Below are 19231 nucleotides of genomic sequence, written 5' to 3'. Positions count from 1 at the left end.
CCTCAGTTCTTGCCGGTCACCATCGCTGACCATAGTGCCGGGAACTCCGGCATGGTCTTTGAGGTACACCCGACGTCGTCGACCTCGATGCCCGGCACGGCGAGACCGGCCACCGCGGCGGCGTGCGCCATGCGGTGGTCGTGGTAGGTGCGGAAGGTGCCACCGCGCAGCGGCCGGGGCCGGATCGACAACCCGTCCGGCGCCTCGGTGATGTCTGCCCCGAGCGCGGCGAACTCCTGCGCCAGGGCGGCGAGGCGGTCGGTCTCGTGGCCGCGGATGTGCCCGACCCCTGTGAAGACCGACGGCGAGTCGGCGAGCATGGCCAGCGCGGTGAGCACGGGGGTCAGCTCGCTGACGTCGGACAGGTCGGCGGTCAGGCCGTGCACCACGCCGGTGCCCCGGACGGTCAGCCCGTTGGTGGAGAGGCTGACCTCGCCACCCATCTGGTGCAGCAGCGAACGGAGCTGCTCGATCGGCTGCGCGCTGTTGTGCGGCCAGCCCTGGAGGGTGACCTCACCGCCGGTGACGAGGGCTGCGGCGAAGAACGGCACCGCGCCGGAGAGGTCCGGCTCGATCTCCCAGCCGCGCCCGGTGAGGGGGCCGGGCTCGACGGTCCACACGTCGGGTGTGGTGTCGTCGACGGCCGCGCCGGCGGCCCGCAGCATCTGCACCGTCATCCGCAGGTGCGGCGCGGAGGGCACCGGCGGGCCGACGTGGCGCACCACGAGACCACTGTCGAAGCGGGGGGCGGCCAGCAGCAGACCGGAGACCAACTGGCTGGACGCGGACGCGTCGATCACCACCTCGCCGCCGGTGACCCCACCGGAGCCCTGCACGGTGAGCGGCAGGCTGCCCGTGCCGGTGACGTCGATCCGGACTCCCAGCGAGCGCAGCGCCTCGATCAGTGGACCGAGCGGCCGGGTCCGGGCGTGTGGGTCGCCGTCGAAGGTGACCTGTCCGTCGGCCAGCCCCGCCACCGGCGGCACGAACCGCATCACAGTGCCGGCCAGCCCCACGTCGACGTGCGCCGGCCCGCTCAGCGGGTGCGGACGGACCAGCCAGCGCTCGTCGTCGCTCATCGACACGTACGTGCCCATGGCGCGCAGACCGGCCGCCATCAACTCGGTGTCCCGGGCACGCAACGGCCCGGCCAGCGTCGACGGGCCGGCGGCCAGCGCGCTGAGCACCAGGGCCCGTGCGGTGAGCGACTTGGAACCGGGCAGGCGCAGCGTGGCCGCCACCGGGTCGGATGCGGTCGGTGCGCTCCACGGCTGCGGTGGCCGGGTGGCGGTCAGATTCCCCACGGTTACATTCTGCCGTGTCAACCGGCCGTCGGCACCGACCAGCGGTCGTACTCCCGGTTGGCGGGACAGCCGGCGGGCCATCGACAGGCTAGCGTTGGCGCATGTGCGGCAGGTACGCGACGACCCGTGGCGCCGGTGAGCTGAGCGCGCTGTTCGAGTCGTCCGACGACACCGAGGGCCGGGTCCAGCCGGATCACAATGTCGCCCCCACCGACCCGGTGCCGTTGGTCCGGATGACCCCGGAAGGGCACCGCAGTCTCTGCGTGGGGCGTTGGGGTTTTCTGCCGCACTGGTCCCGGTCCGCGGCCGGCGCGGCCCGCATGATCAACGCGCGGTCCGAGACGGTGGCCAGCAGCCGGGCGTACGCCCCTGCGTTCGCCCGCCGCCGCTGCCTCGTCCCGGCCGACGGCTGGTACGAGTGGGTACGCCTGCCGGAGGGCGGGCGGCAGGCGTACTACATGACACCCGCCGACGGCTCGGTGCTCGCCCTGGCTGGCATCTGGTCGGTGTGGGAGTCCGGGGCTGATTCCCGGCTCACCTTCAGCGTGCTGACCACCGCGGCGCTCGGCGAGTTGGCCGAGGTGCATGACCGGATGCCGCTGCTTCTGCCGCCGGAGCGTTGGTCGTCGTGGCTGTCGTCGAGCGACGAGCCGGAGCAACTGCTGGCCCCTCCGTCGGCAGGGCAGTTGGGCGCGCTGGAGGTCCGTCCGGTTGGGCCGGCGGTGGGTGACGTTCGCAACGACGGGCCCGGTTTGACCGCCCGGGTGGCCGTCGGGTCGGCGCTGGCACCGCAGGAGCTGACTCTGTTCTGAAGCCGGCACACATCGCCAAGCGCCGATTTGCCAGGTTTCCGATCGATTCGTCGCCCATCAGTTCAGTCAGGTTCCCGGCAGCCACTTGTCCCGATCACCAGAAGTGCGATACAACACAGCGCCGGTAGTGGCTGTCGTATTCGCACGGGGCGGATGGCATCCACCGATCTTGCCGGTCCCACGGGGGAGGTGGGTGGAATGACACGGGCGCGTATGCCACGCCCGCACGAGGTGGCCGCGGCGCGGCAGGATCCGCGACTGCTGCGGGCCTTGCGGGAACGACGACAAGACGACGCGTGGCGCACCAGAGGGACATGCCAGAGTGTGGATCCGGAGACGTTCTTTCCGGCGCCCAACGAGCCGGCGGACGCCGCCGTCGCACTCTGTCGCAGCTGCGATGTGCAGGGGTCCTGTCTGGCGTGGGCGCTGGAGGTGGGTGACTGCCACGGGGTGTGGGGTGCCACCACGCCCCGCGAACGGCGGGCGATGCTTGTCGCCTGGCGGGGCGAGGTCGAGCCGGATCCGGACGCCCTCGACGACGCCGGCCCGCCGGTGCGGGACCGCCTGCTCACGCTGGTGCCGCTGAGCTGACCACCGGCGCGTTCCGATCCCGGTGACGGGTCGGAACGGCGCAGAATGGGTCGGTGCTGCCCAGCGAAGAGATCGACACCCCACGCGGTCCGGCGCGGATCGACACGGACGTGCCGGACCGCCCGATCACCAGCCTGCTGGTGCTCGGGCACGGCGCGGGCGGCAGCGTCGACGCACCCGACCTGCTCGCGGTGCGCGACGCCGCGGTCTCGGCCGGCCTCACGGTGGTCCGGGTGACCCAGCCCTACCGGGTCGCCGGCCGGCGTGCGCCGGCCCCCGCCGGGCACCTCGACGAGGCGTGGACGGTCGTTCTCGCCGCGGTGCGTCACCGCCACGCCGACGTGCCGACGCTGCTGGTGGGCGGTCGGTCCAGCGGTGCCCGGGTGGCCTGTCGCACGGCTCATGCCGTGGGTGCGGCCGGAGTGCTGGCGCTTGCCTTTCCGCTGCACCCGCCGGGCCGGCCGGAACGCTCCCGGGCTGCCGAACTCGACACCGGGCTGCCGACGCTTGTGGTCAACGGCGACCGGGATCCGTTCGGGGTGCCCGAGTCGGGGCCGGCCGTGCAGGTGGTGACCCGGCCAGGTGAGACGCACGACCTGCGGCGGGACCCTGCCGGCACCGCTGCCGCCGTGCGGGACTGGCTGCGTGCCCACGGCTGGACAGCCGACTGAGCTGTGGCTCGTGGGGGTCGGCCGTTTCCGGTGCCCGGCGCGGTTCGTTGCTCTCGATGGTGCCGCCGGCCCGGTTCGAGCGGGCGACGCCAGTCCTCCCAGGCCCTTCCTGGTCCCAGCGCCGGCCGTCGCCGGGGCCGGGACCAGGAACGGGAGAGCACGATGGAATGCGACAGCTTCCCTATCGCGTTACTACCCCCGGACGACTTTTGCGAGGGGGGTGACCGGTGCCGACCGAGACACGAAGCCTGGAACGGGACGAGCGGGACGCCAAGCAGCTCAAGCGGCTGCTGGATGCTCCGGCCTGGCCCGCGACCGCGAGGCCGGGCGGTGTGGGGCCGGGCGGTGTGAGGGCGGTGAGCACGGGCACACCAGCCGGAAGTGAATCTGCGGGCACGTCCGTGCGCGTATCCTCGGCGGGAAAGCATCCGACGCGAGGGGATGTGCGGTTGACCACCGAGAAGACGGACGAGCGCAGGGCCCGGTTCGAACGGGACGCGATGCCTTTCGTCGATCAGCTCTACGCTGCTGGGCTGCGCATGACGCGCAACCCGGCGGATGCCGAAGACCTGGTCCAGGAGACATACCTGAAGGCGTACGCGGCCTTCCACCAGTTCGAGCAGGGCACCAACCTGAAGGCCTGGCTCTACCGGATCCTGACCAACACCTACATCAACTCCTACCGCAAGCGGCAGCGCCAACCGATCCAGGCGCCCACGGAGGAGATCACCGACTGGCAGCTCGCCGAGGCCGAGTCGCACACGTCCAGCGGTCTGCGCTCAGCCGAGACCGAGGCACTGGACCGGCTGCCGGACAGCGACGTCAAGGAGGCCCTCCAGCAGTTGCCGGAGGAGTTCCGCCTGGCTGTCTACCTGACCGACGTCGAGGGCTTCTCGTACAAGGAGGTCGCCGACATCATGGGCACGCCGATCGGCACCGTGATGTCGCGTCTGCACCGGGGCCGTCGTAATCTGCGCAAGCTGCTCGAGCAGTACGCCGCGGAGCGGGGCTTCAGCTCGGCCCGGTCCGCGAAGGGCTCGACCGCCGCCGCTGCCGGCCGGGAGGTGTGACGTGAGCTGTGGGAAGCCACACGAGACGGACTGCCGTGAGGTGCTCGCGGAGGTCTACCTCTACCTGGATCTGGAGTGCGCCGACGAGCGGCGCCTGCTGATCCGGCACCACCTCGACGAGTGCGGACCATGCCTGCGCGAGTACGGCCTGGAGCAGGAGGTGCGGGCGCTGGTGGCTCGGTGCTGCGGCAACGAGACCGCCCCGGACCAGTTGCGGGAGCGGCTGCGCGTGAAGCTCACCGAGCTGGTGGTCTTCGAGACCACCGACTCCCGCGAGCTGGCCGACTGACCGTCGGCCCTACCGGACCGGCCGACCAGTGGTCGGCGTACCGGATCGAACGTAAAGCGGTGGCCCGGGTCGATATCGACCCGGGCCACCGGCATACCCGGCGTCCGCCGGGTTGGTCTGACCGACGACGGGCCGTCGACCCGTCGGCACGTTCAGGAGTTGGGACGCTTGCCGTGGTTCGCGGCGCTCTTCTTGCGGGCCTTCTTCTTGCGGGACTTCTTCGCCATGCTGACCTCCTCGTGATGGGTCGGATCCGTGTCGCGCGCGGCCTCGCGCCGGTGCACCCACCGGCCGCCCGGCGTAGGGTCCGACCCGCTGATGGTAGTGCGGTCGACCTCCGGGGCCTTCCCCCGGGGCTGTCCGGCATGCGGGCAGCGCCGCTCGACACCCACGCCAGACCCTCCCGTGATTGGATACGTCGGCAGGCACATCGCGAAAAGGGAGGGCCGTGGACATGGCCGAGGAGATCCGCGCCGAGATGGTGGCGAACGTCTGGAAGGTCGTCGCGTCGACGGGCGACACGGTCGCCGAGGGCGACACCCTGGTGATCCTCGAGTCGATGAAGATGGAGATCCCCGTCATCGCCGAGTCCGACGGTGTGGTCCAGCAGCTCGCCGTCAACGAGGGCGACGTCGTGCAGGACGGCGATCTCATCGCGGTGATCGGTTGACCGGCCTGCGGGTCCGGCCCGCCGAGGCGTCCGACTTCCCGGCGGTGGCCCGACTGACAGTGGCCGCGTACGAGGCGGACGGGCAGCTCAAGGGCGAGCACGGGTACGGCGATGTGCTTGCCGACGTGTCGACCCGGGCGGACAGCGGCGAGGTGCTGGTCGCCGTGGACGAGGCGACGGGTGCGGTGCTCGGCTCGGTGACGTTCGTGCTTCCGGGGACCCGCTTCGCCGAGTTGGCCGGGCCGGGCGAGGCGGAATTCCGCATGCTGGCTGTCGACCCGGCGGCCCAGGGCCGTGGTGTCGGCGCGGTGCTGGCTCAGGCGTGCGTCGACCGTGCGACCGAGTTGGGCTGCACGGCGGTCCTGATCTGCGTACGCGCCGGGATGGCCGCACCGGCGCATCGGCTCTACGAGCGGCTGGGCTTCGTCCGGGTGCCCGAGAAGGACTGGTCGCCGCTGCCGGGCGTCGACCTTCTCGGCCTGCGCCTCGATCTCCGCCGCAGCTGATTCACCCGCTCTAACCGGGCGGTTCAGTGCTGCGGGTCGCTTGCTGGGCCGCGCCCGGGTCGGGTTGTTCGCTGATGCTGGCCAGCAGTTCGTCGGCGACTTCCAGGGCGATCCGTCGGCGCTCGTCGTTGGTGATGTCCGGCGTACGGACCGCGAACCAACTGCTGTGCACCGCGAACAGCGACAGCGCCGCGCGCAGTTGGGCGGTGGGGGAGTCGTCGCCCCGGCAGAGCGCGTAGGCCAGACGCATCATCCGGCTCCGCAGCTGCTGGCCGGCGGCAACGCTCTTCAGCACTGTCTGGTTCTGCTCGAAGAAACGCATCACCGACGGCTGCTCGCCGCCGAACATCGTGTCGGCGTACCGGGAGATCAGCTCGCGCCGGGTGTCGAGGGTCGCGGGCTGCTCATCGGCCCAGGCGATCAGCGCGTCCATCCGCTCCAGCCGCTCCTCGACGAAGCTGGCGACGATGTCGTCCTTGCTCTTGAAGTGGTAGTAGAGCGCGGCCTTTGTGACGTTGAGGCGCTCGGCGATCTCGCGCAGCGACGTCTTCTCGTACCCCTGCTCGGTGAAGAGCTCCAACGCGACGGCCTTGATGCGTTCGCGGGTGCCGCCTGTGCTCTCCCTCACCATGTCTCTCCAAATCACTTGACCCTAGCTGGCACCCAACTTACCGTCCGGCTAGTAAGCTGACTGACCGGTCGGCAAGTAAGTTAGGCGAGCACTTCGGGGGAGCTTACCGATGAGCCACGGGACCGAGACCAGCGCACGACCCAACGTCCGGGTCGTCTTATTCGGGCTGATGATCGCGATGATGCTCGCGATGCTCGACAACATGATCGTCAGCACCGCGCTCCCGAGGATCGTCGGTGAGTTCGGCGGCCTCAACCACTTCACCTGGGTCGTCACCGCGTACGTCCTGGGCACCACCGTCTCGACCCCGATCTGGGGAAAGCTCGGTGACCTGTACGGCCGCAAGTCGGTCTTCCTGACCTCGGTCGGCATCTTCCTGCTCGGCTCGGCCCTCTGCGGCATGGCCGGCTCCGCGATGCTGGGCGGCCCGCAGGACGGCATGGTGCAGCTCATCGCCTTCCGGGCCGTGCAGGGCCTCGGCGCCGGCGGCCTCATGGTCGGCGTGATGGCGATCATCGGTGACCTGGTTCCGCCCCGCGAGCGTGGGCGCTACCAGGGCATGATCGCGGGCATCATGGCCATCGCCATGGTCGCCGGCCCGCTTGTCGGCGGCTTCATCACCGACCACCTCTCCTGGCGCTGGGCGTTCTACGTCAACCTGCCGCTGGGCGGCGTGGCACTGGTTCTGCTGATCACCACGATGCACCTGCCGAAGTACCGCACCGAGCACCGGATCGACTGGTTCGGCGCCGGGCTGCTCTCGGTCGGCATCACCTCGATCGTGCTGATCACCACCTGGGGCGGCAACGAGTACGACTGGACCTCGCCGCAGATCCTCGGCCTGGCCGCGCTGGGGCTCGTGGCGCTTGTGGCGTTCGGCCTGGTCGAGCGCCGGGTGCCGGAGCCGATCCTCCCGCTGGCGCTCTTCGCCAACCGCAACTTCGCACTGATCTCGCTCATCGGTTTCCTGCTGGGGTTCGCGATGTTCGGCGCGATGAACTTCCTGCCGCTCTATCAGCAGACCGTGCAGGGCGCCTCGGCGACGAACAGTGGTCTGCTGCTGCTGCCGCTGATGTTCGGCATGCTCGTCGTCTCGCTTGTCGTCGGGCGGGCGATCACGAAGACCGGCAGGTACCGGGCGTACCCGATCATCGGTGGCGTGGTGATGGCCACGGGCATGGGGCTGTTGGCCATGCTCGACACCGACACCAGCAAGTTGCAGTCCTCGCTGTACATGGTCGTGCTGGGCGCCGGCATGGGCTTCCTCATGCAGACTTCCATGCTTATCGCGCAGAACAGCGTGGAGCAGAAGGACCTCGGCGCGGCCAGCGGCGCGGCCACCTTCTTCCGGTCGATCGGCGGCTCGTTCGGCATTTCGCTGTTCGGCGCGATCTTCGCCAGTCGGCTCGCCGACTCCGGCGCGGGCGCGGCCTTCGGTGGTGAGGCCGGCGGCGGTATGGACATCGCGAAGCTCAGGGAGTTGCCCGCCCAGGCGCGTGAGTTGGTGCTCGGCGGCCTCGCCGACGCGATCTCACACGTGTTCCTCTGGGCGGTGCTGTTCACCGTCGTGATTCCGGTGCTCGCCTGGTTCATCAAGGAGATCCCGCTGCGTACCGCCAACGAGGCGCCGCAGGCCACTCCCGAGGAAGAAGCCGAGGCAGCCCTCGGCAAAGCCCCAGTCGCGTAACCGCGCCCTCATGCCCTCGCGATCTTGCACTTTGTGCCCCGACAAAAACCGCACTCCCGGCAAGTCGGCGACAGCAAGTGCAAGATCGCGAGGGGGGACGGGTGCGGGGGAGCTAGCGGCGGCGGTGGGTTACCAGGCGTTGCCAGAGGCGGCGTAGCGGATTGCGGGGGCGCGGGAGCTGCGGGGTGGCCAGGTCGCCTATCAGTTTGGTTGCCAGCGACGCCGTTTCGGCGTCCAACTCCGGGGCGGCCAGCGCCAGGTGGGCAAGTGAAACCGCTATCGGCACCGGCCGGGCCTGGGTCACGGCTGCCACGTCGGCCAGTCGCTCAGCGACCACCCCTGCCACGTCCGGCCGTACGTCGGGATCCACCCACGCGGCGGTGACCAGGGCGAACATCGCGGCCTCGGTGACCCAGTCCTCCACGCCCCAGACGAGGTCCAGCAGCACCCGACGCCTTGTCGACTCCTCCCACGGCTCGTCGGTGCGGTGGTGCAGCAGGCCCAGGCAGGCCCACACCTGCACACCGCGTACCCAGATCGACGGGTCCTGGGCGGCCAGCAGCCGGCCCAGCGCGTTGGCCGGTGCCGCTGGCGGGTGCACAAGCAGCCCGAGCAGGTCGCCGACATCGAGCCCGGCCAGGCCCACCGCCGCGTCGTAGGCGGCCGGTGGATGGGGCCAGGCCGGATGGGCCACCTGGCCGATGCGCTCGACCGCCGCCGCCGAGGGTGCCGGCACGGCTGGCGTCGGTACGTTCTCCGCGAAGTTCCACAGCCGCTGGGCGGACGCCCGCCGGGGCTCGCGCGGGTCGGGCTCCGGTGTGCCCGTCACCTCGATCCGCAGCCCGGGCGCCACCGACGTGGCCGTCCGCAGGGCGCTCGGCGGGGCTACCGCCGTGAGGCGTACGGCGCTGCCGAGACCGTTGTCGTCGTCGGCGACCGCCTGGCGCAGCGCGTCGACGAGCGGACCGCCGGCCGGTGTCAACTGTCCGAGCCAGGGGCGGCCCCGGCAGCACTGGGCGAGGTCGCCGTGCTCGTGACTGTCGTCCGGGTGGTCACGGATGAAGTCGGCGAGCGCGACGAGGTGGGACAGGTCGCCGTCGCGCAGGTGCCGCAGGCGGTGCGCCGTGTGCACAGCGCAGTCGAACGACGGGTCGCGGGCCAGCGCCCGCTCGGTCCATTCCAGCGCCTCGTCGAGCCGGCCGGTGTCGGCCAGGGTGCCCGCGATGTCGGCGTAGATGGCCAGGTCGTCGGGGTCCAACTCGACGGCCCGGTATAGCGCGGCGAGGGCGTCGCGGGTCCGGCCCGCGCTGCGGTACGCGTACCCGAGCCAGACCTCGCCCATCTTCGACGGCTGGAACCGTACTCCTCGGCTGGCCCAGCGGATCGCCAGCGGGACCTCGCCGAGCCGCCGGGCCAGCGCGGACGCCGCGCCCAGCAGAAGGCCGTGCTCCGGGTGGACGGTGGCGGCGTTGCGGGCCAGCGTGAGGTAGGGGCTGAGGGCGTTCCGGCCGGCGCGGGGCACCGGGTCGGGCAGCGCGGCGCAGACCTGCATGAGGACCCGGGCGATGTGCTCCGGGTCCAGCCGCTCGACCAGTTCGGACGCGGTCACCCACGGCACGCCGGCCCACTGTGCCCCGGGTGCGTGGCCGGTGGCGGCGGCCAGCAGTTCCAGCCCTTCCGCGGGGCGGCCGGCGGCGGCAAGCAGGTGTGCCCGGGCCACGACGGCGCCGACGAAGGTGTGGTGGGTGATCGGAAAGAGGTCGAGCCCGCCGCCGTCGGCCGCGGCCAGCCGGGCCAGCGTTTCGTGTACTTCGGGCAGCGTGGGTGCCCGCGCCAGCGCGCTGGCGAGGTGGTCGGCGGCGTGGCGTAGGTCGCCCTCGTCAAGTGCCAGCCGGGCCAGGGCCAGCTCCTCCGTCGCGGAAAGCGCGGGGTCGTCCCTTCCCTCGGGCACGTCGTCCTCTCGTCGCAGCGAAACAGCCCGCACAGCGTAGTTGATATTGAGGAGTTTAGGTGATCACCTGCGCACTCATGCTCGATCAATTGCTCTGACCGAAGCAAACGTGCAAGACTGAGCAGGAAACGCGCGGCAACCGCGCATGAGGGGAGTGTTCGTGACACGTGCAGGGGCCGGGATGACCGCCGACATCGATGAGCAGCCGGACGGCTACGAGCGCCTGCTCTCCACCGTCAACGCCGAGGCGATCGCCCGGGTCGCGGCAGTGGTCGCCGAGCGGCGTCCACGACACGTGGTCTTCACCGCCCGGGGCACCTCCGACCACGCTGCCCTCTACGGGGCGTACCTGACCGAGATCCGGCTCGGCCTGCCCGCCGGGCTCGCGTCGCCGAGCGCGGTCACCCTGTTCGGCGCCCGCCCCGACCTGTCCGACGCGCTCGTCGTCGGCGTCAGCCAGAGCGGCGGCTCACCCGACCTGAGCGAGGTGCTGCGCGCCGCACGCGCCTCCGGTGCGCTCACCCTCGCTGTGACGAACGCCCCCGGTTCGCCGCTGACCGAGACGGCCGAGCTGAGCATCGACATCGCCGCCGGGCACGAGCGGGCGGTCGCCGCCACCAAGACGTACACCGCCGAGCTGCTCGCCCTGCTCATGCTTGTGGAGGGCATCCGGGCCGGCGACGGCGTGCTCCCGGCCGCCGAACGGGAGGCGCTCGCCGCGCTGCCCGAACTGGCCGCCCGGACCCTCGCCGACGACACCCCGGCCCAGCTCGCACCGCGCTACCGGTTCGCGCAGCAACTGGTCACCACCGGCCGCGGGTACGCGTACCCGACCGCCCGCGAGGCCGCGCTGAAGCTGATGGAGACCTCGTACCTGCCGGCGCTCGCGTTCTCCGGCGCCGACCTGCTGCACGGCCCGCTCGCGATGACCGACCCGGAGGTCCCGGTGCTCGCCGTGGTCGGGTCCGGCCCTGGCGGCCGGTCGATGGGTGAGGTGCTGCCCCGCCTCGGTGAGCGCCGCGCGGATGTCGTGGTGGTCGGCTCCGCCGACGTGCCGGGCGCCACCCGGCTCGCCGTCCCCGAGGTCGACGAGCGGTACGCGCCGCTGCTGGACATCCTGCCGCTGCAGCGGTTGGCGTTGTCGTTGGCGCTGGCCCGGGGAGAGGATCCGGACGCGCCGCGCGGGTTGAAGAAGGTCACCGCGACGATGTGAGGCGCGGCGTGGCAGGCTGGTCACCGTGTCCACGTTGCGCGACCTCGCCGAGGAGCACACCCATCTCCGACCGGCCGACATCGACCACCTGCACCGGATCGCCGGCGACTGGCAGCTGCTGTCCGACCTGTCCTTCGCTGACCTGCTGCTCTGGGTGCCGGTCGACGCCGATGGCACGTTCCTCTGCGTCGCCCAGGTCCGTCCGACGACCGCTCCCACCGCGTACCAGGACGACCAGGTGGGGCGGATCATCGGCGGGCCCGAGGTGGCGCATCTGGGGGTCGCGTACTCCCAGGGGCGGATCTGGCGGGAGGGCGACCCGGTCTGGTACGGCGACGTACCGGCTCGTCACGAGGCGATCCCGGTCCGGCTGCGTACCGCCGAGGGTGAGGCCGGCGACGTGATCGCCGTGGTGGGCCGGGACACCAACCTTTCCACCGCGCGTACGCCCAGCCAGTTGGAACTCAACTACCTGACAACGGCCGACGACCTGGCCCAGATGATCGCGGACGGCACCTTCCCGCCGCCCCGGCACCCGGGGGAGACCACCTCCGCGCCGCGCGTCGGTGACGGTCTCGTCCGGCTGGACGCCGGCGGGAAGGTGACCTACGCCAGCCCGAACGCCCAGTCCGCGTACCGGCGGTTGGGCTACGCCTCCCACCTGGTGGGCGAGGACCTGGCCGTGCTGCACCGGCGACTGGCCGGCGACCCGCTCGACGGCACCGAAGCCGCGAACGGCATCCTGGCCGCACTACGCGGCGAGGCACCGCCCCGGCGGGAGATCGACGCCCGTGGGGCCACGATGCTGACCCGCGCGCTGCCGCTGATGCCCGCCGGGGTGCCGATCGGGGCGCTCGTGCTGGTCCGGGACATCACCGAGGTACGCCGCCGGGACCGGGCGCTGATCACCAAGGACGCCACCATCCGGGAGATCCACCACCGGGTGAAGAACAACCTCCAGACTGTCGCCGCGCTGTTGCGGTTGCAGGCTCGCCGGGTAGCCATGCCCGAGGCGCGTGTCGCCCTGGAGGAGTCGGTCCGCCGGGTCGCCTCGATCGCTCTGGTGCACGAGACGCTGTCCATGTCCAGCGACGAGGCGGTCGAGTTCGACGGCATCGTCGACCGCGTGGCCAGCGCCGCCACCGAGGTCGCCGCCACCGAGGTGAGCGTCGGCATGCGCCGCCAGGGCAGCTTCGGCGTGCTGCCGGCGGAGATCGCCACCTCACTGGTGATGGTCCTCAACGAACTGCTGCTCAACGCTGTCGAGCACGGCTTCCCGCCGGCCGACGAGACCGCCGACGAGACCGACGCCGGTCCCGCCGGGGTGTCGACCGCCGACGTGTCCGGGCGGCCGGAGGTGGTGGTTTCGGCGCACCGGTTCCGCAAGATGCTGCACGTGTCGGTGACCGACAACGGGCGCGGGCTGCCGCCGGACTTCGACGCGGAGCGCGCCAGCCGGCTCGGCCTCCAGATCGTCCGGGCCCTGGTCACCGGGGAACTGCGCGGCACCATCGAGCTCCGGGCCGGCGCCAACGGAGGCACCGAGGCGTTGCTTGTCGTCCCGCTGGCCCGCAGCGCCCCCGACGGGCGCTCACAGGTCTGACGCCGAGCGGCGTCCAGGGGCTGTGCGGCGGGTCAGGAGGCTGTGCGGCGGGTCAGGAGGGCGACGGTCAGGCCGGGGCGTTGCCAGACCTGCGCGACTGTGAAGTCCGCGCGCAGCGCGTCGCCCTTGGGGCCCTGTATGCCGGCCAGGGGCTCGGCACGCCGCCCGGCGACGACCAGCCAGACCCGTGACGTGCCGTCGAGGCACTGCGCCGGCTGCGCGCACTCGGCCGCCCAGAGGTCGCCGCGACGGACCTCGTCCTCGGTGACCAGGACGTCCCGTGGTGGGTCGTCGAGGTGGTACCCGATGCCCAGATCGAGGAACAGCCAACTGTCCCGGGGTGAGTAGACCACCGCGTCGCCCGGCCGCTGGCCGTCGGCGATCACCCGTGCCGCCCCCGCGTAGTCCACCGGGGCGCTGCGGGGCCACTCGTGGGTGCGCCGCAGCGCGGTCTGATCGGGCAGGCCGAGCAGGCCGGTCACGACCACCACGGCCAGCGCGGCCGGCGCGGACACGCCGGCCAGCGCCGCGCCGGCCAGCAGGCAGGCGAAGGGCACCACGAAGACCAGGTACCGAGGCACCCACAGCGGTACGACCGCACCGGCGGCGAAGAGCAGCGCGACGGGCAGGAGCAGCGCGCTCACCGGCAGCAGGGCGCGCCGCCCGAGCCGGGCCGCCCCGAGCGCGGCGACCCCGACCACCAGGCCACCCACCACGCTGCTCTGGGCCACCCCACCGGGCAGCGCGCTCAGGTCGTCCAGCCGGGCCGGGGCGACCCAGCTCAACTGCCGGGAGCGTTGCGTGCGGGCGCGCAGCAGCAGGGGAGTCACCACCAGCGCGGCCGGCACCAGGGCCACCACCCACCGCCACAGCCGTCGGTCCCGACCGCCGGGTCCTCCGATCACCCCGGGCGGCCTGCCGACCGGTACCGGCTCGCCGCCCGGCGCGGGCGCGGCGACCGGTGCCGGCCTGCAGTCCGGCGCGGGCCCGGCGACCGGTGCGGCGATGCCGGCTGCGGCGGGGCCTCTCCACCAGGTGATCAGCACGACCAACGCGTGCGCGGCCAGCAGGGTGAGCGCTATCAGGTGGGTGAGCCCGAGGGCGGCCACGGCTGCGGCGTACCCGGCCCACCGTGCCCAGCCCGGCCGTCGCAGCGCTGTCACAAGCAGCAGGGTCGCGAGCACCGCGAGCGCGGTGGCCAGGGCGTACGGGCGGGCTTCCTGACCGTAGCGGGAGGTGCCGGGAAGCACAGCGAACAGCAGCCCGGCGAAGAGACCTGTGCGCCTGTCGACCAACCGCTCCCCGAGTACGGCGAGCAGCCCGGCGGCGACAGTCATCGCCAGGACGGCTGGCACGCGCAGGGCGACCGTGGAGTCACCGAAGACAGCGACCCAGCCGTGCATCAGCAGGTAGTACGGGCCGGTGGCGGCGTCGATGGTGCCCGCCAGCCGAGCCAGCTCGCCGGGGGACCGGGTGGCGGCGCTCCAGGTGGCCAGCTCGTCGCGCCAGAGCTGCGCCGACCCCAGCCCCGTCACTGTCACCGCCAGGGTCAGCAGCGCCGGAGGAAGCCAGACCGGTAGGCCCTTGGTCGACTCCTCGGACAATCCGCCCACAGCCTCGAGCCTGCCACGCGCAACCGCCCCACGAGCTCAGCCCGCAACAGCCACGCCGATGTCGCCCCACCAACCCGCGTCGATCTTGCACTTTCGGTCGCCGATATGAGTGGAGCGCCTCTTATGTCGCGTCAGTAAGTGCAAGATCGCGGGGTAGTGGAGGCGTCTCGGTCCGTGATGTGGGATCCCACACGCGGACATTGGCCGGCCCCCATCGGGTGTGGCAGCATGAGCCCATGACCGCCGCTGTCGTCCGCCGCTTCGTGGCTCGCCGCCACGTCGATTACGGCCGCGTGCGCAGCGCGATCTGTCCGGCCTACTGACGACGCCCGACCCATCTGTCTCGGGCGCGCTCCGCGCCGGCTGTCTCAGACACCGTTGTCCCGCCCGCTCGCCGGGCCGGCCGTCGCGCCCGCGTACCCCGAGGCACAGCAGACAACGGAGGACGCCGCGATGGCGGTCAGCAGCATCCCGGCCCGTTCCGGAGATTCGACGGCACGCCCGGCCCGGGCGCCGCGCAAGCCCCGGGGTGAGGGTCAGTGGGCGCTCGGCCACCGCGAGCCGCTCAACCCCAACGAGCGCATCAAGAAGGACGACGACCCGCTCAACGTCCGGGCCCGCATCGAGACCATCTACGCGCACCGCGGCTTCGCCTCCATCGACCCGCAGGACCTGCGTGGCCGGTTCCGCTGGTGGGGCCTCTACACGCAGCGCAAGGCCGGCATCGACGGTGGGCGCACCGCAGTGCTGGAGCCGCACGAGCTGGAGGACGAGTTCTTCATGCTCCGGGTCCGCATCGACGGCGGGCAGCTCAGCCTGGCGCAACTGCGGGTGATCGCGGACATCTCGCGGGAGTTCGCCCGGGACACCGCCGACATCACCGACAGGCAGAACATCCAGTACCACTGGATCCGGGTCGAGGACATGCCGGAGATCTGGCGTCGGCTGGAGTCGGTCGGTCTCCAGACCACCGAGGCGTGCGGCGACTGCCCCCGGATCGTGCTGGGCAGCCCGGTCGCCGGTGTGGCCCGCGAGGAGGTGCTCGACCCGACCCCGGCGATCGACGAGATCGTCTCCCGGTACGTCGGTGACAAGCAGTTCTCCAACCTGCCCCGCAAGTTCAAGACGTCGATCTCCTGGCTTGTCGACACCCCGTACGAGTCGAACGACATCGCCTTCCTCGGCGTCGACCACCCCGAGCACGGCCCGGGCTTCGACGTCTGGGTCGGCGGCGGGCTCTCCACAAATCCGATGCTCGCCCAGCGCCTCGGCGTCTGGGTGCCGCTGGCCGAGGTGCCGGACGTGTGGGCCGGGGTGGTGGGGATCTTCCGCGACTACGGCTACCGCCGGCTGCGTAACCGGGCCCGGCTGAAGTTCCTGGTGGCCGACTGGGGCGTGGAGCGCTTCCGCGAGGTGCTGGAGAAGGAATACCTGGGTCGCACGCTGCTCGACGGTCCGGCGCCCGTTCTGCCGTCGAAGCCGGTCGATCACGTGGGCGTGCACGAGCAGGCCGACGGGCGGCACTACGTGGGTGCCGCCCCGGTGGTCGGGCGGGTGTCCGGCGGGCAGCTCGCCCAACTGGCCGACGTCGTCGAGGCGCACGGCAGCGACCGGGTGCGGCTCACCCCGTACCAGAAGCTGCTGGTGCTCGACGTGCCGTCGGAGCGGACGGAGTCGCTTGTCGACGCCCTGCGCGGGATCGGCCTGGAGGCGCGGCCGTCGGCCTGGCGGCGCGGCACCATGGCGTGCACCGGCATCGAGTACTGCAAATTGGCAATCGTCGAGACCAAGGCCCGCGGCGAGGAGCTGGTGGCCCGGCTGGAACAGCGGCTGCGCGACTTCGACGCCGACATCTCGATCCACATCAACGGCTGCCCGAACGCGTGCGCGCGTACGCAGGTGGCCGACATCGGCCTCAAGGGGCAGCTGGTGGTCGGCCCGGACGGCCGGCAGGTGGAGGGCTTCCAGGTGCACCTGGGCGGCGGCCTGGGCATGGCGCAGGGGCAGACCGCCGGGTTCGGCCGCAAGCTGCGGGGTCTGAAGACCACCGCCGACGAGCTTCCGGAGTACGTGGAACGGCTGGCTCGCCGCTACCTGGCTGGTCGGAGCACTGGCGAGACTTTCGCCAACTGGGTGATCAGAGTCGACGAGGAGGAACTGCGGTGAGCAGCGAGAACCGAGCGGCACCTCTGTACTGCCCGTACTGCGGCGAGGAAGACCTGCGGCCGCACGAGTCGGGGCACGGCGCCTGGGAGTGCCACGCCTGCACCCGGGTCTTCGCGGTGAAGTTCACCGGCCTGCTGTCGCGGGCGGTGACCCGATGAGCCTCGTCTCCGCCGCCGGCCTGGGCCTTGTCGGCCCCGGCGGGCCGACGCCGGCCGACCCGACCCGTCGTAGCCCTGAGGAGTTGCGCACGCTCGCCGAGCAGGCCGCTCGGGATCTGGAGGGCGCCCCGGCGTTGGAGATCGCCCGCTGGGCGGCGCAGACCTTCGGCGACCGGTTCTGTGTGACCAGCTCGATGGCGGACGCCGTGCTGGCTCACCTGGTGTCCCGGGTCGCCCCGGGCGTGGACGTGGTCTTCCTCGACACCGGCCTGCATTTCCCGGAGACGCTCCGGGTGCGCGACGAGGTGGCCCGGACGCTACCGGTGAACGTCAGGTCGATCCGGCCCCGGCTCACAGTGGGCCAGCAGGACGGTCAGTACGGCCCGCGACTGTTCAACAAGTCACCGGACGACTGCTGCCAGCTGCGCAAGGTGGAGCCGTTGGAGCGCGCCCTGTCCGGGTACGACGCCTGGGCCGCCGGTCTGCGCCGGGACGAGTCGCCGACGCGCGCCAACACTCCGGTCGTGACCTTCGACTCGCGGCGCGGAAAGGTAAAGGTCAACCCGATCGCGGCCTGGTCGCAGGCGGATGTGGATTCCTACATCGCCCGCTTCAACGTCCCGGTCAACGAGCTGTTCAAGCAGGGGTACGGGTCGATCGGCTGCTGGCCGTGCACCCGGCGTACCAAGGCCGGTGAGGACCCACGGGCCGGCCGGTGGGCCATGTTCGAGAAGACCGAGTGCGGGCTGCACGTCTGACCTCCGTTTCGGCGACCCCGACCGGCGCGACACTGGCCGGCGGGGCGCCGCCCGTGGTGCTTGTCGCCCACGGCAGCCGTGATCCACGAGCCGCCGAGGCCACCCGAGCGCTGGCCCGGGCGGTGTCGGCGGCCCGGCCCGGCCTTCAGGTCCTGTCGAGCTGGCTGGACCACACCGAGCCCGGTCCGACCGAGGTGTTGCGAGGGCTGGCTGCGGCCGGTCACCGGCGCGCGGTGGTGGTGCCGCTGCTGCTGACCGCCGCGTACCACCGCCGGGTGGACATCCCCGCGGCCGTCGCCGCCGCGACGCGGGCGGCGCCCACCCTCGCGGTCCGCGTGACCGACGTGCTCGGCCCCGCGGGCGGGGCTGTGGATCCGTTGCTGCTGGCCGGATTGCGCCGTCGGCTCGGTCAAGTGGGTCCGGGCCGTTTCGACGCGCTGGTGCTGGCCGCCGCCGGCACCAGGGACGCGCGGGCGCGTGGCTCGGTGGGGCGGGTGGCGGACGCGCTCAGCGCGGATTTCGGGATGCCCTGCCGTGTGTCGTACGCCTCGGCGGCTCCACCGGCGACAGATGCGGCGGTGTCGCGGCTGCGGGAGGCCGGTGCCAGCCGGGTGGCGGTCGCCGCGTACTTCCTGGCGCCCGGCCTGTTCTACGACGCGGTGGCCAAGGCGGCTCTGGCGGCCGGTGCGGTGACGGTGGCCACCCCGTTGACCGACGCCCCGGAGTTGGCCGGTTTGGTATTGCGACGGGTCGATGAACACAGTGGCCTATCGCCAACTGTCTGACGGGTCAAAAAGCTGTACGCCCCATCGGGCGGACCCGCTGGGGCGTACAGCTTTTGTCGTTGGGAAATCAGGCGGAGTGAGCGCGCAGCACCCGGAGGCCGCCGCGCCGCTTGACGGCCCGCCGTTCCTCTTCGCTCATCCCGCCCCAGACGCCGGCGTCCTGACCCGACTCGAGCGCCCACTGCAGGCACTGGTCGGTCACGGAGCAGCGCCTGCAGACGGCCTTGGCCTGCTCGACCTGCAGGAGAGCCGGTCCGGACGTCCCAATCGGGAAGAACAGCTCCGGGTCCTCGTCGCGGCAGACAGCATGGTGACGCCAGTCCATGGCGGCAACACTCCTCATTCTGGATGGGTGGCAATGTATTGCTGGTAGTGCTTTTCCCTATATGCATACGCAATGCCGATGGTGACTGTTCGCGTCTGGCCATTCGGCAATGCGTGAGCAGGCAGTTAGTCCGGGGACCTGCTGGAACAGCTCGGCCTGCCGAGCGTATCCGCGCAATGTCCCGGTAACTCAAGTTCGCTTGTGAATACTTTCACGAACACTCGTGATGTCAAGGGTGACGCTCGGAAAAACTCCGTGCGGTGAGCAAGCCCACAACACATTTGTCCGGGTTCCAGCACCTTCCTGGTTACCCGCCGTGCCACAGTCGTGGATCAATATAGTACAGTCCGCGTGACATTGCTGACATTTCCGGCACCTGCCCCTCGGTGTGGCGGTGGCCGCCGTCGCGGTTGCGGTGGCCCGCGTCG

General features: G+C 71.5%; 20 protein-coding genes. 14 read left to right on the top strand and 6 right to left on the bottom strand.

The features are described from left to right. Window positions 1-2: 2 nt before the first annotated feature. Complete coding sequence (aroA, locus tag ADK66_RS27300; protein ID WP_053660308.1) at window positions 3-1304, bottom strand: 3-phosphoshikimate 1-carboxyvinyltransferase; 1302 nt, start codon at window positions 1302-1304, stop codon at window positions 3-5. A gap of 101 nt (window positions 1305-1405) precedes the next feature. Between aroA and ADK66_RS27295 the strand changes: the two genes are divergently transcribed. The 5 genes from ADK66_RS27295 (at window position 1406) to rsrA (ending at window position 4737) form a co-directional block, all read left to right on the top strand. Then, complete coding sequence (locus ADK66_RS27295; RefSeq protein ID WP_053660306.1) at window positions 1406-2116, top strand: SOS response-associated peptidase; 711 nt, start codon at window positions 1406-1408, stop codon at window positions 2114-2116. Between the two features lie 198 nt (window positions 2117-2314). After that, window positions 2315-2707 carry a WhiB family transcriptional regulator gene (locus tag ADK66_RS27290; RefSeq protein ID WP_053660304.1) on the top strand — a complete coding sequence of 131 codons (393 nt, stop codon included), beginning with the start codon at window positions 2315-2317 and terminating at the stop codon, window positions 2705-2707. Window positions 2708-2760: 53 nt separating this feature from the next. Further along, a complete protein-coding gene (locus tag ADK66_RS27285; RefSeq protein WP_053660302.1) occupies window positions 2761-3378 on the top strand; it encodes an alpha/beta family hydrolase in 618 nt (205 codons plus the stop codon). A 227-nt stretch (window positions 3379-3605) separates the two neighbouring features. Then, window positions 3606-4448, top strand: coding sequence for a sigma-70 family RNA polymerase sigma factor (locus ADK66_RS27280; protein WP_053660300.1), 843 nt, complete (start codon window positions 3606-3608; stop codon window positions 4446-4448). Window position 4449: 1 nt separating this feature from the next. Continuing rightward, the gene (rsrA, locus tag ADK66_RS27275; RefSeq protein WP_053660297.1) at window positions 4450-4737 is read left to right on the top strand and encodes a mycothiol system anti-sigma-R factor; all 288 of its coding nucleotides are present in this window, start codon (window positions 4450-4452) and stop codon (window positions 4735-4737) included. A 152-nt stretch (window positions 4738-4889) separates the two neighbouring features. On the opposite strand, the gene ADK66_RS32790 is transcribed toward rsrA, so the two are convergent. Beyond that, window positions 4890-4964 carry a 50S ribosomal protein bL37 gene (locus ADK66_RS32790; protein ID WP_369814844.1) on the bottom strand — a complete coding sequence of 25 codons (75 nt, stop codon included), beginning with the start codon at window positions 4962-4964 and terminating at the stop codon, window positions 4890-4892. A gap of 221 nt (window positions 4965-5185) precedes the next feature. Between ADK66_RS32790 and ADK66_RS27265 the strand changes: the two genes are divergently transcribed. Then, window positions 5186-5407, top strand: a complete 222-nt coding sequence (locus ADK66_RS27265; protein ID WP_197281651.1) for a biotin/lipoyl-binding carrier protein — start codon at window positions 5186-5188, stop codon at window positions 5405-5407. Beyond that, window positions 5404-5913: a GNAT family N-acetyltransferase gene (locus tag ADK66_RS27260; RefSeq protein ID WP_053660293.1), complete on the top strand. Its 510-nt coding sequence runs from the start codon at window positions 5404-5406 to the stop codon at window positions 5911-5913. The genes ADK66_RS27265 and ADK66_RS27260 overlap by 4 nt, the downstream gene beginning before the upstream one ends. A gap of 10 nt (window positions 5914-5923) precedes the next feature. Here the strand turns inward: ADK66_RS27260 and ADK66_RS27255 are convergent, their stop codons facing one another. Next, window positions 5924-6544, bottom strand: a complete 621-nt coding sequence (locus ADK66_RS27255; protein WP_197281650.1) for a TetR/AcrR family transcriptional regulator — start codon at window positions 6542-6544, stop codon at window positions 5924-5926. Between the two features lie 109 nt (window positions 6545-6653). On the opposite strand from ADK66_RS27255, the gene ADK66_RS27250 reads away from it, so the two are divergent. Then, window positions 6654-8231, top strand: a complete 1578-nt coding sequence (locus ADK66_RS27250) for an MDR family MFS transporter (RefSeq protein WP_053660292.1) — start codon at window positions 6654-6656, stop codon at window positions 8229-8231. 112 nt (window positions 8232-8343) lie between these two features. On the opposite strand, the gene ADK66_RS27245 is transcribed toward ADK66_RS27250, so the two are convergent. Further along, window positions 8344-10182: a tetratricopeptide repeat protein gene (locus tag ADK66_RS27245; RefSeq protein WP_053660291.1), complete on the bottom strand. Its 1839-nt coding sequence runs from the start codon at window positions 10180-10182 to the stop codon at window positions 8344-8346. A 181-nt stretch (window positions 10183-10363) separates the two neighbouring features. Here ADK66_RS27245 and ADK66_RS27240 point away from each other — a divergent pair, with 181 nt between their 5' ends. Further along, complete coding sequence (locus ADK66_RS27240; RefSeq protein ID WP_053660290.1) at window positions 10364-11395, top strand: SIS domain-containing protein; 1032 nt, start codon at window positions 10364-10366, stop codon at window positions 11393-11395. A gap of 25 nt (window positions 11396-11420) precedes the next feature. Then, on the top strand, window positions 11421-12998 hold the full coding sequence (locus ADK66_RS27235; RefSeq protein ID WP_053660288.1) for a PAS domain-containing sensor histidine kinase: 1578 nt from the start codon (window positions 11421-11423) through the stop codon (window positions 12996-12998). Between the two features lie 32 nt (window positions 12999-13030). Here the strand turns inward: ADK66_RS27235 and ADK66_RS27230 are convergent, their stop codons facing one another. Then, the gene (locus ADK66_RS27230) at window positions 13031-14602 is read right to left on the bottom strand and encodes a glycosyltransferase family 39 protein (RefSeq protein ID WP_157552989.1); all 1572 of its coding nucleotides are present in this window, start codon (window positions 14600-14602) and stop codon (window positions 13031-13033) included. Window positions 14603-15064: 462 nt separating this feature from the next. Between ADK66_RS27230 and ADK66_RS27225 the strand changes: the two genes are divergently transcribed. The 4 genes from ADK66_RS27225 to ADK66_RS27215 are packed head-to-tail and all read left to right on the top strand — an operon-like array spanning window position 15065 to window position 18478. After that, window positions 15065-16777, top strand: a complete 1713-nt coding sequence (locus tag ADK66_RS27225; protein ID WP_053660594.1) for a nitrite/sulfite reductase — start codon at window positions 15065-15067, stop codon at window positions 16775-16777. Beyond that, window positions 16774-16935: a hypothetical protein gene (locus ADK66_RS32025; RefSeq protein ID WP_167942873.1), complete on the top strand. Its 162-nt coding sequence runs from the start codon at window positions 16774-16776 to the stop codon at window positions 16933-16935. Before ADK66_RS27225 ends, ADK66_RS32025 begins: the two co-directional genes overlap by 4 nt. Continuing rightward, complete coding sequence (locus tag ADK66_RS27220) at window positions 16932-17693, top strand: phosphoadenylyl-sulfate reductase (protein WP_053660284.1); 762 nt, start codon at window positions 16932-16934, stop codon at window positions 17691-17693. The genes ADK66_RS32025 and ADK66_RS27220 overlap by 4 nt, the downstream gene beginning before the upstream one ends. Window positions 17694-17725: 32 nt before the next feature. Next, a complete protein-coding gene (locus tag ADK66_RS27215; protein ID WP_053660592.1) occupies window positions 17726-18478 on the top strand; it encodes a sirohydrochlorin chelatase in 753 nt (250 codons plus the stop codon). Window positions 18479-18545: 67 nt separating this feature from the next. Here ADK66_RS27215 and ADK66_RS27210 read toward each other — a convergent pair whose 3' ends face one another. Then, the gene (locus tag ADK66_RS27210; protein ID WP_007072794.1) at window positions 18546-18803 is read right to left on the bottom strand and encodes a WhiB family transcriptional regulator; all 258 of its coding nucleotides are present in this window, start codon (window positions 18801-18803) and stop codon (window positions 18546-18548) included. Between the last annotated feature and the right edge of the window lie 428 nt (window positions 18804-19231).

Source organism: Micromonospora sp. NRRL B-16802 (assembly GCF_001279555.1).
GTDB lineage: Bacteria > Actinomycetota > Actinomycetes > Mycobacteriales > Micromonosporaceae > Micromonospora > Micromonospora profundi.
Note: the sequence above shows the minus strand (reverse complement) of the source record. Positions and strands in the feature narration are given on the sequence as shown.

Bases quoted from the DNA above. Each gene is read 5' to 3' on its own strand.
- ADK66_RS27210 (WP_007072794.1), bottom strand. From the start codon at position 18,803: ATGGACTGGCGTCACCATGCTGTCTGCCGCGACGAGGACCCGGAGCTG.
- ADK66_RS27220 (WP_053660284.1), top strand. From the start codon at position 16,932: ATGAGCCTCGTCTCCGCCGCCGGCCTGGGCCTTGTCGGCCCCGGCGGG.
- ADK66_RS27295 (WP_053660306.1), top strand. From the start codon at position 1,406: ATGTGCGGCAGGTACGCGACGACCCGTGGCGCCGGTGAGCTGAGCGCG.
- ADK66_RS27225 (WP_053660594.1), top strand. From the start codon at position 15,065: ATGGCGGTCAGCAGCATCCCGGCCCGTTCCGGAGATTCGACGGCACGC.
- ADK66_RS27255 (WP_197281650.1), bottom strand. From the start codon at position 6,544: ATGGTGAGGGAGAGCACAGGCGGCACCCGCGAACGCATCAAGGCCGTC.
- ADK66_RS27250 (WP_053660292.1), top strand. From the start codon at position 6,654: ATGAGCCACGGGACCGAGACCAGCGCACGACCCAACGTCCGGGTCGTC.
- ADK66_RS27240 (WP_053660290.1), top strand. From the start codon at position 10,364: ATGACCGCCGACATCGATGAGCAGCCGGACGGCTACGAGCGCCTGCTC.
- ADK66_RS27290 (WP_053660304.1), top strand. From the start codon at position 2,315: ATGACACGGGCGCGTATGCCACGCCCGCACGAGGTGGCCGCGGCGCGG.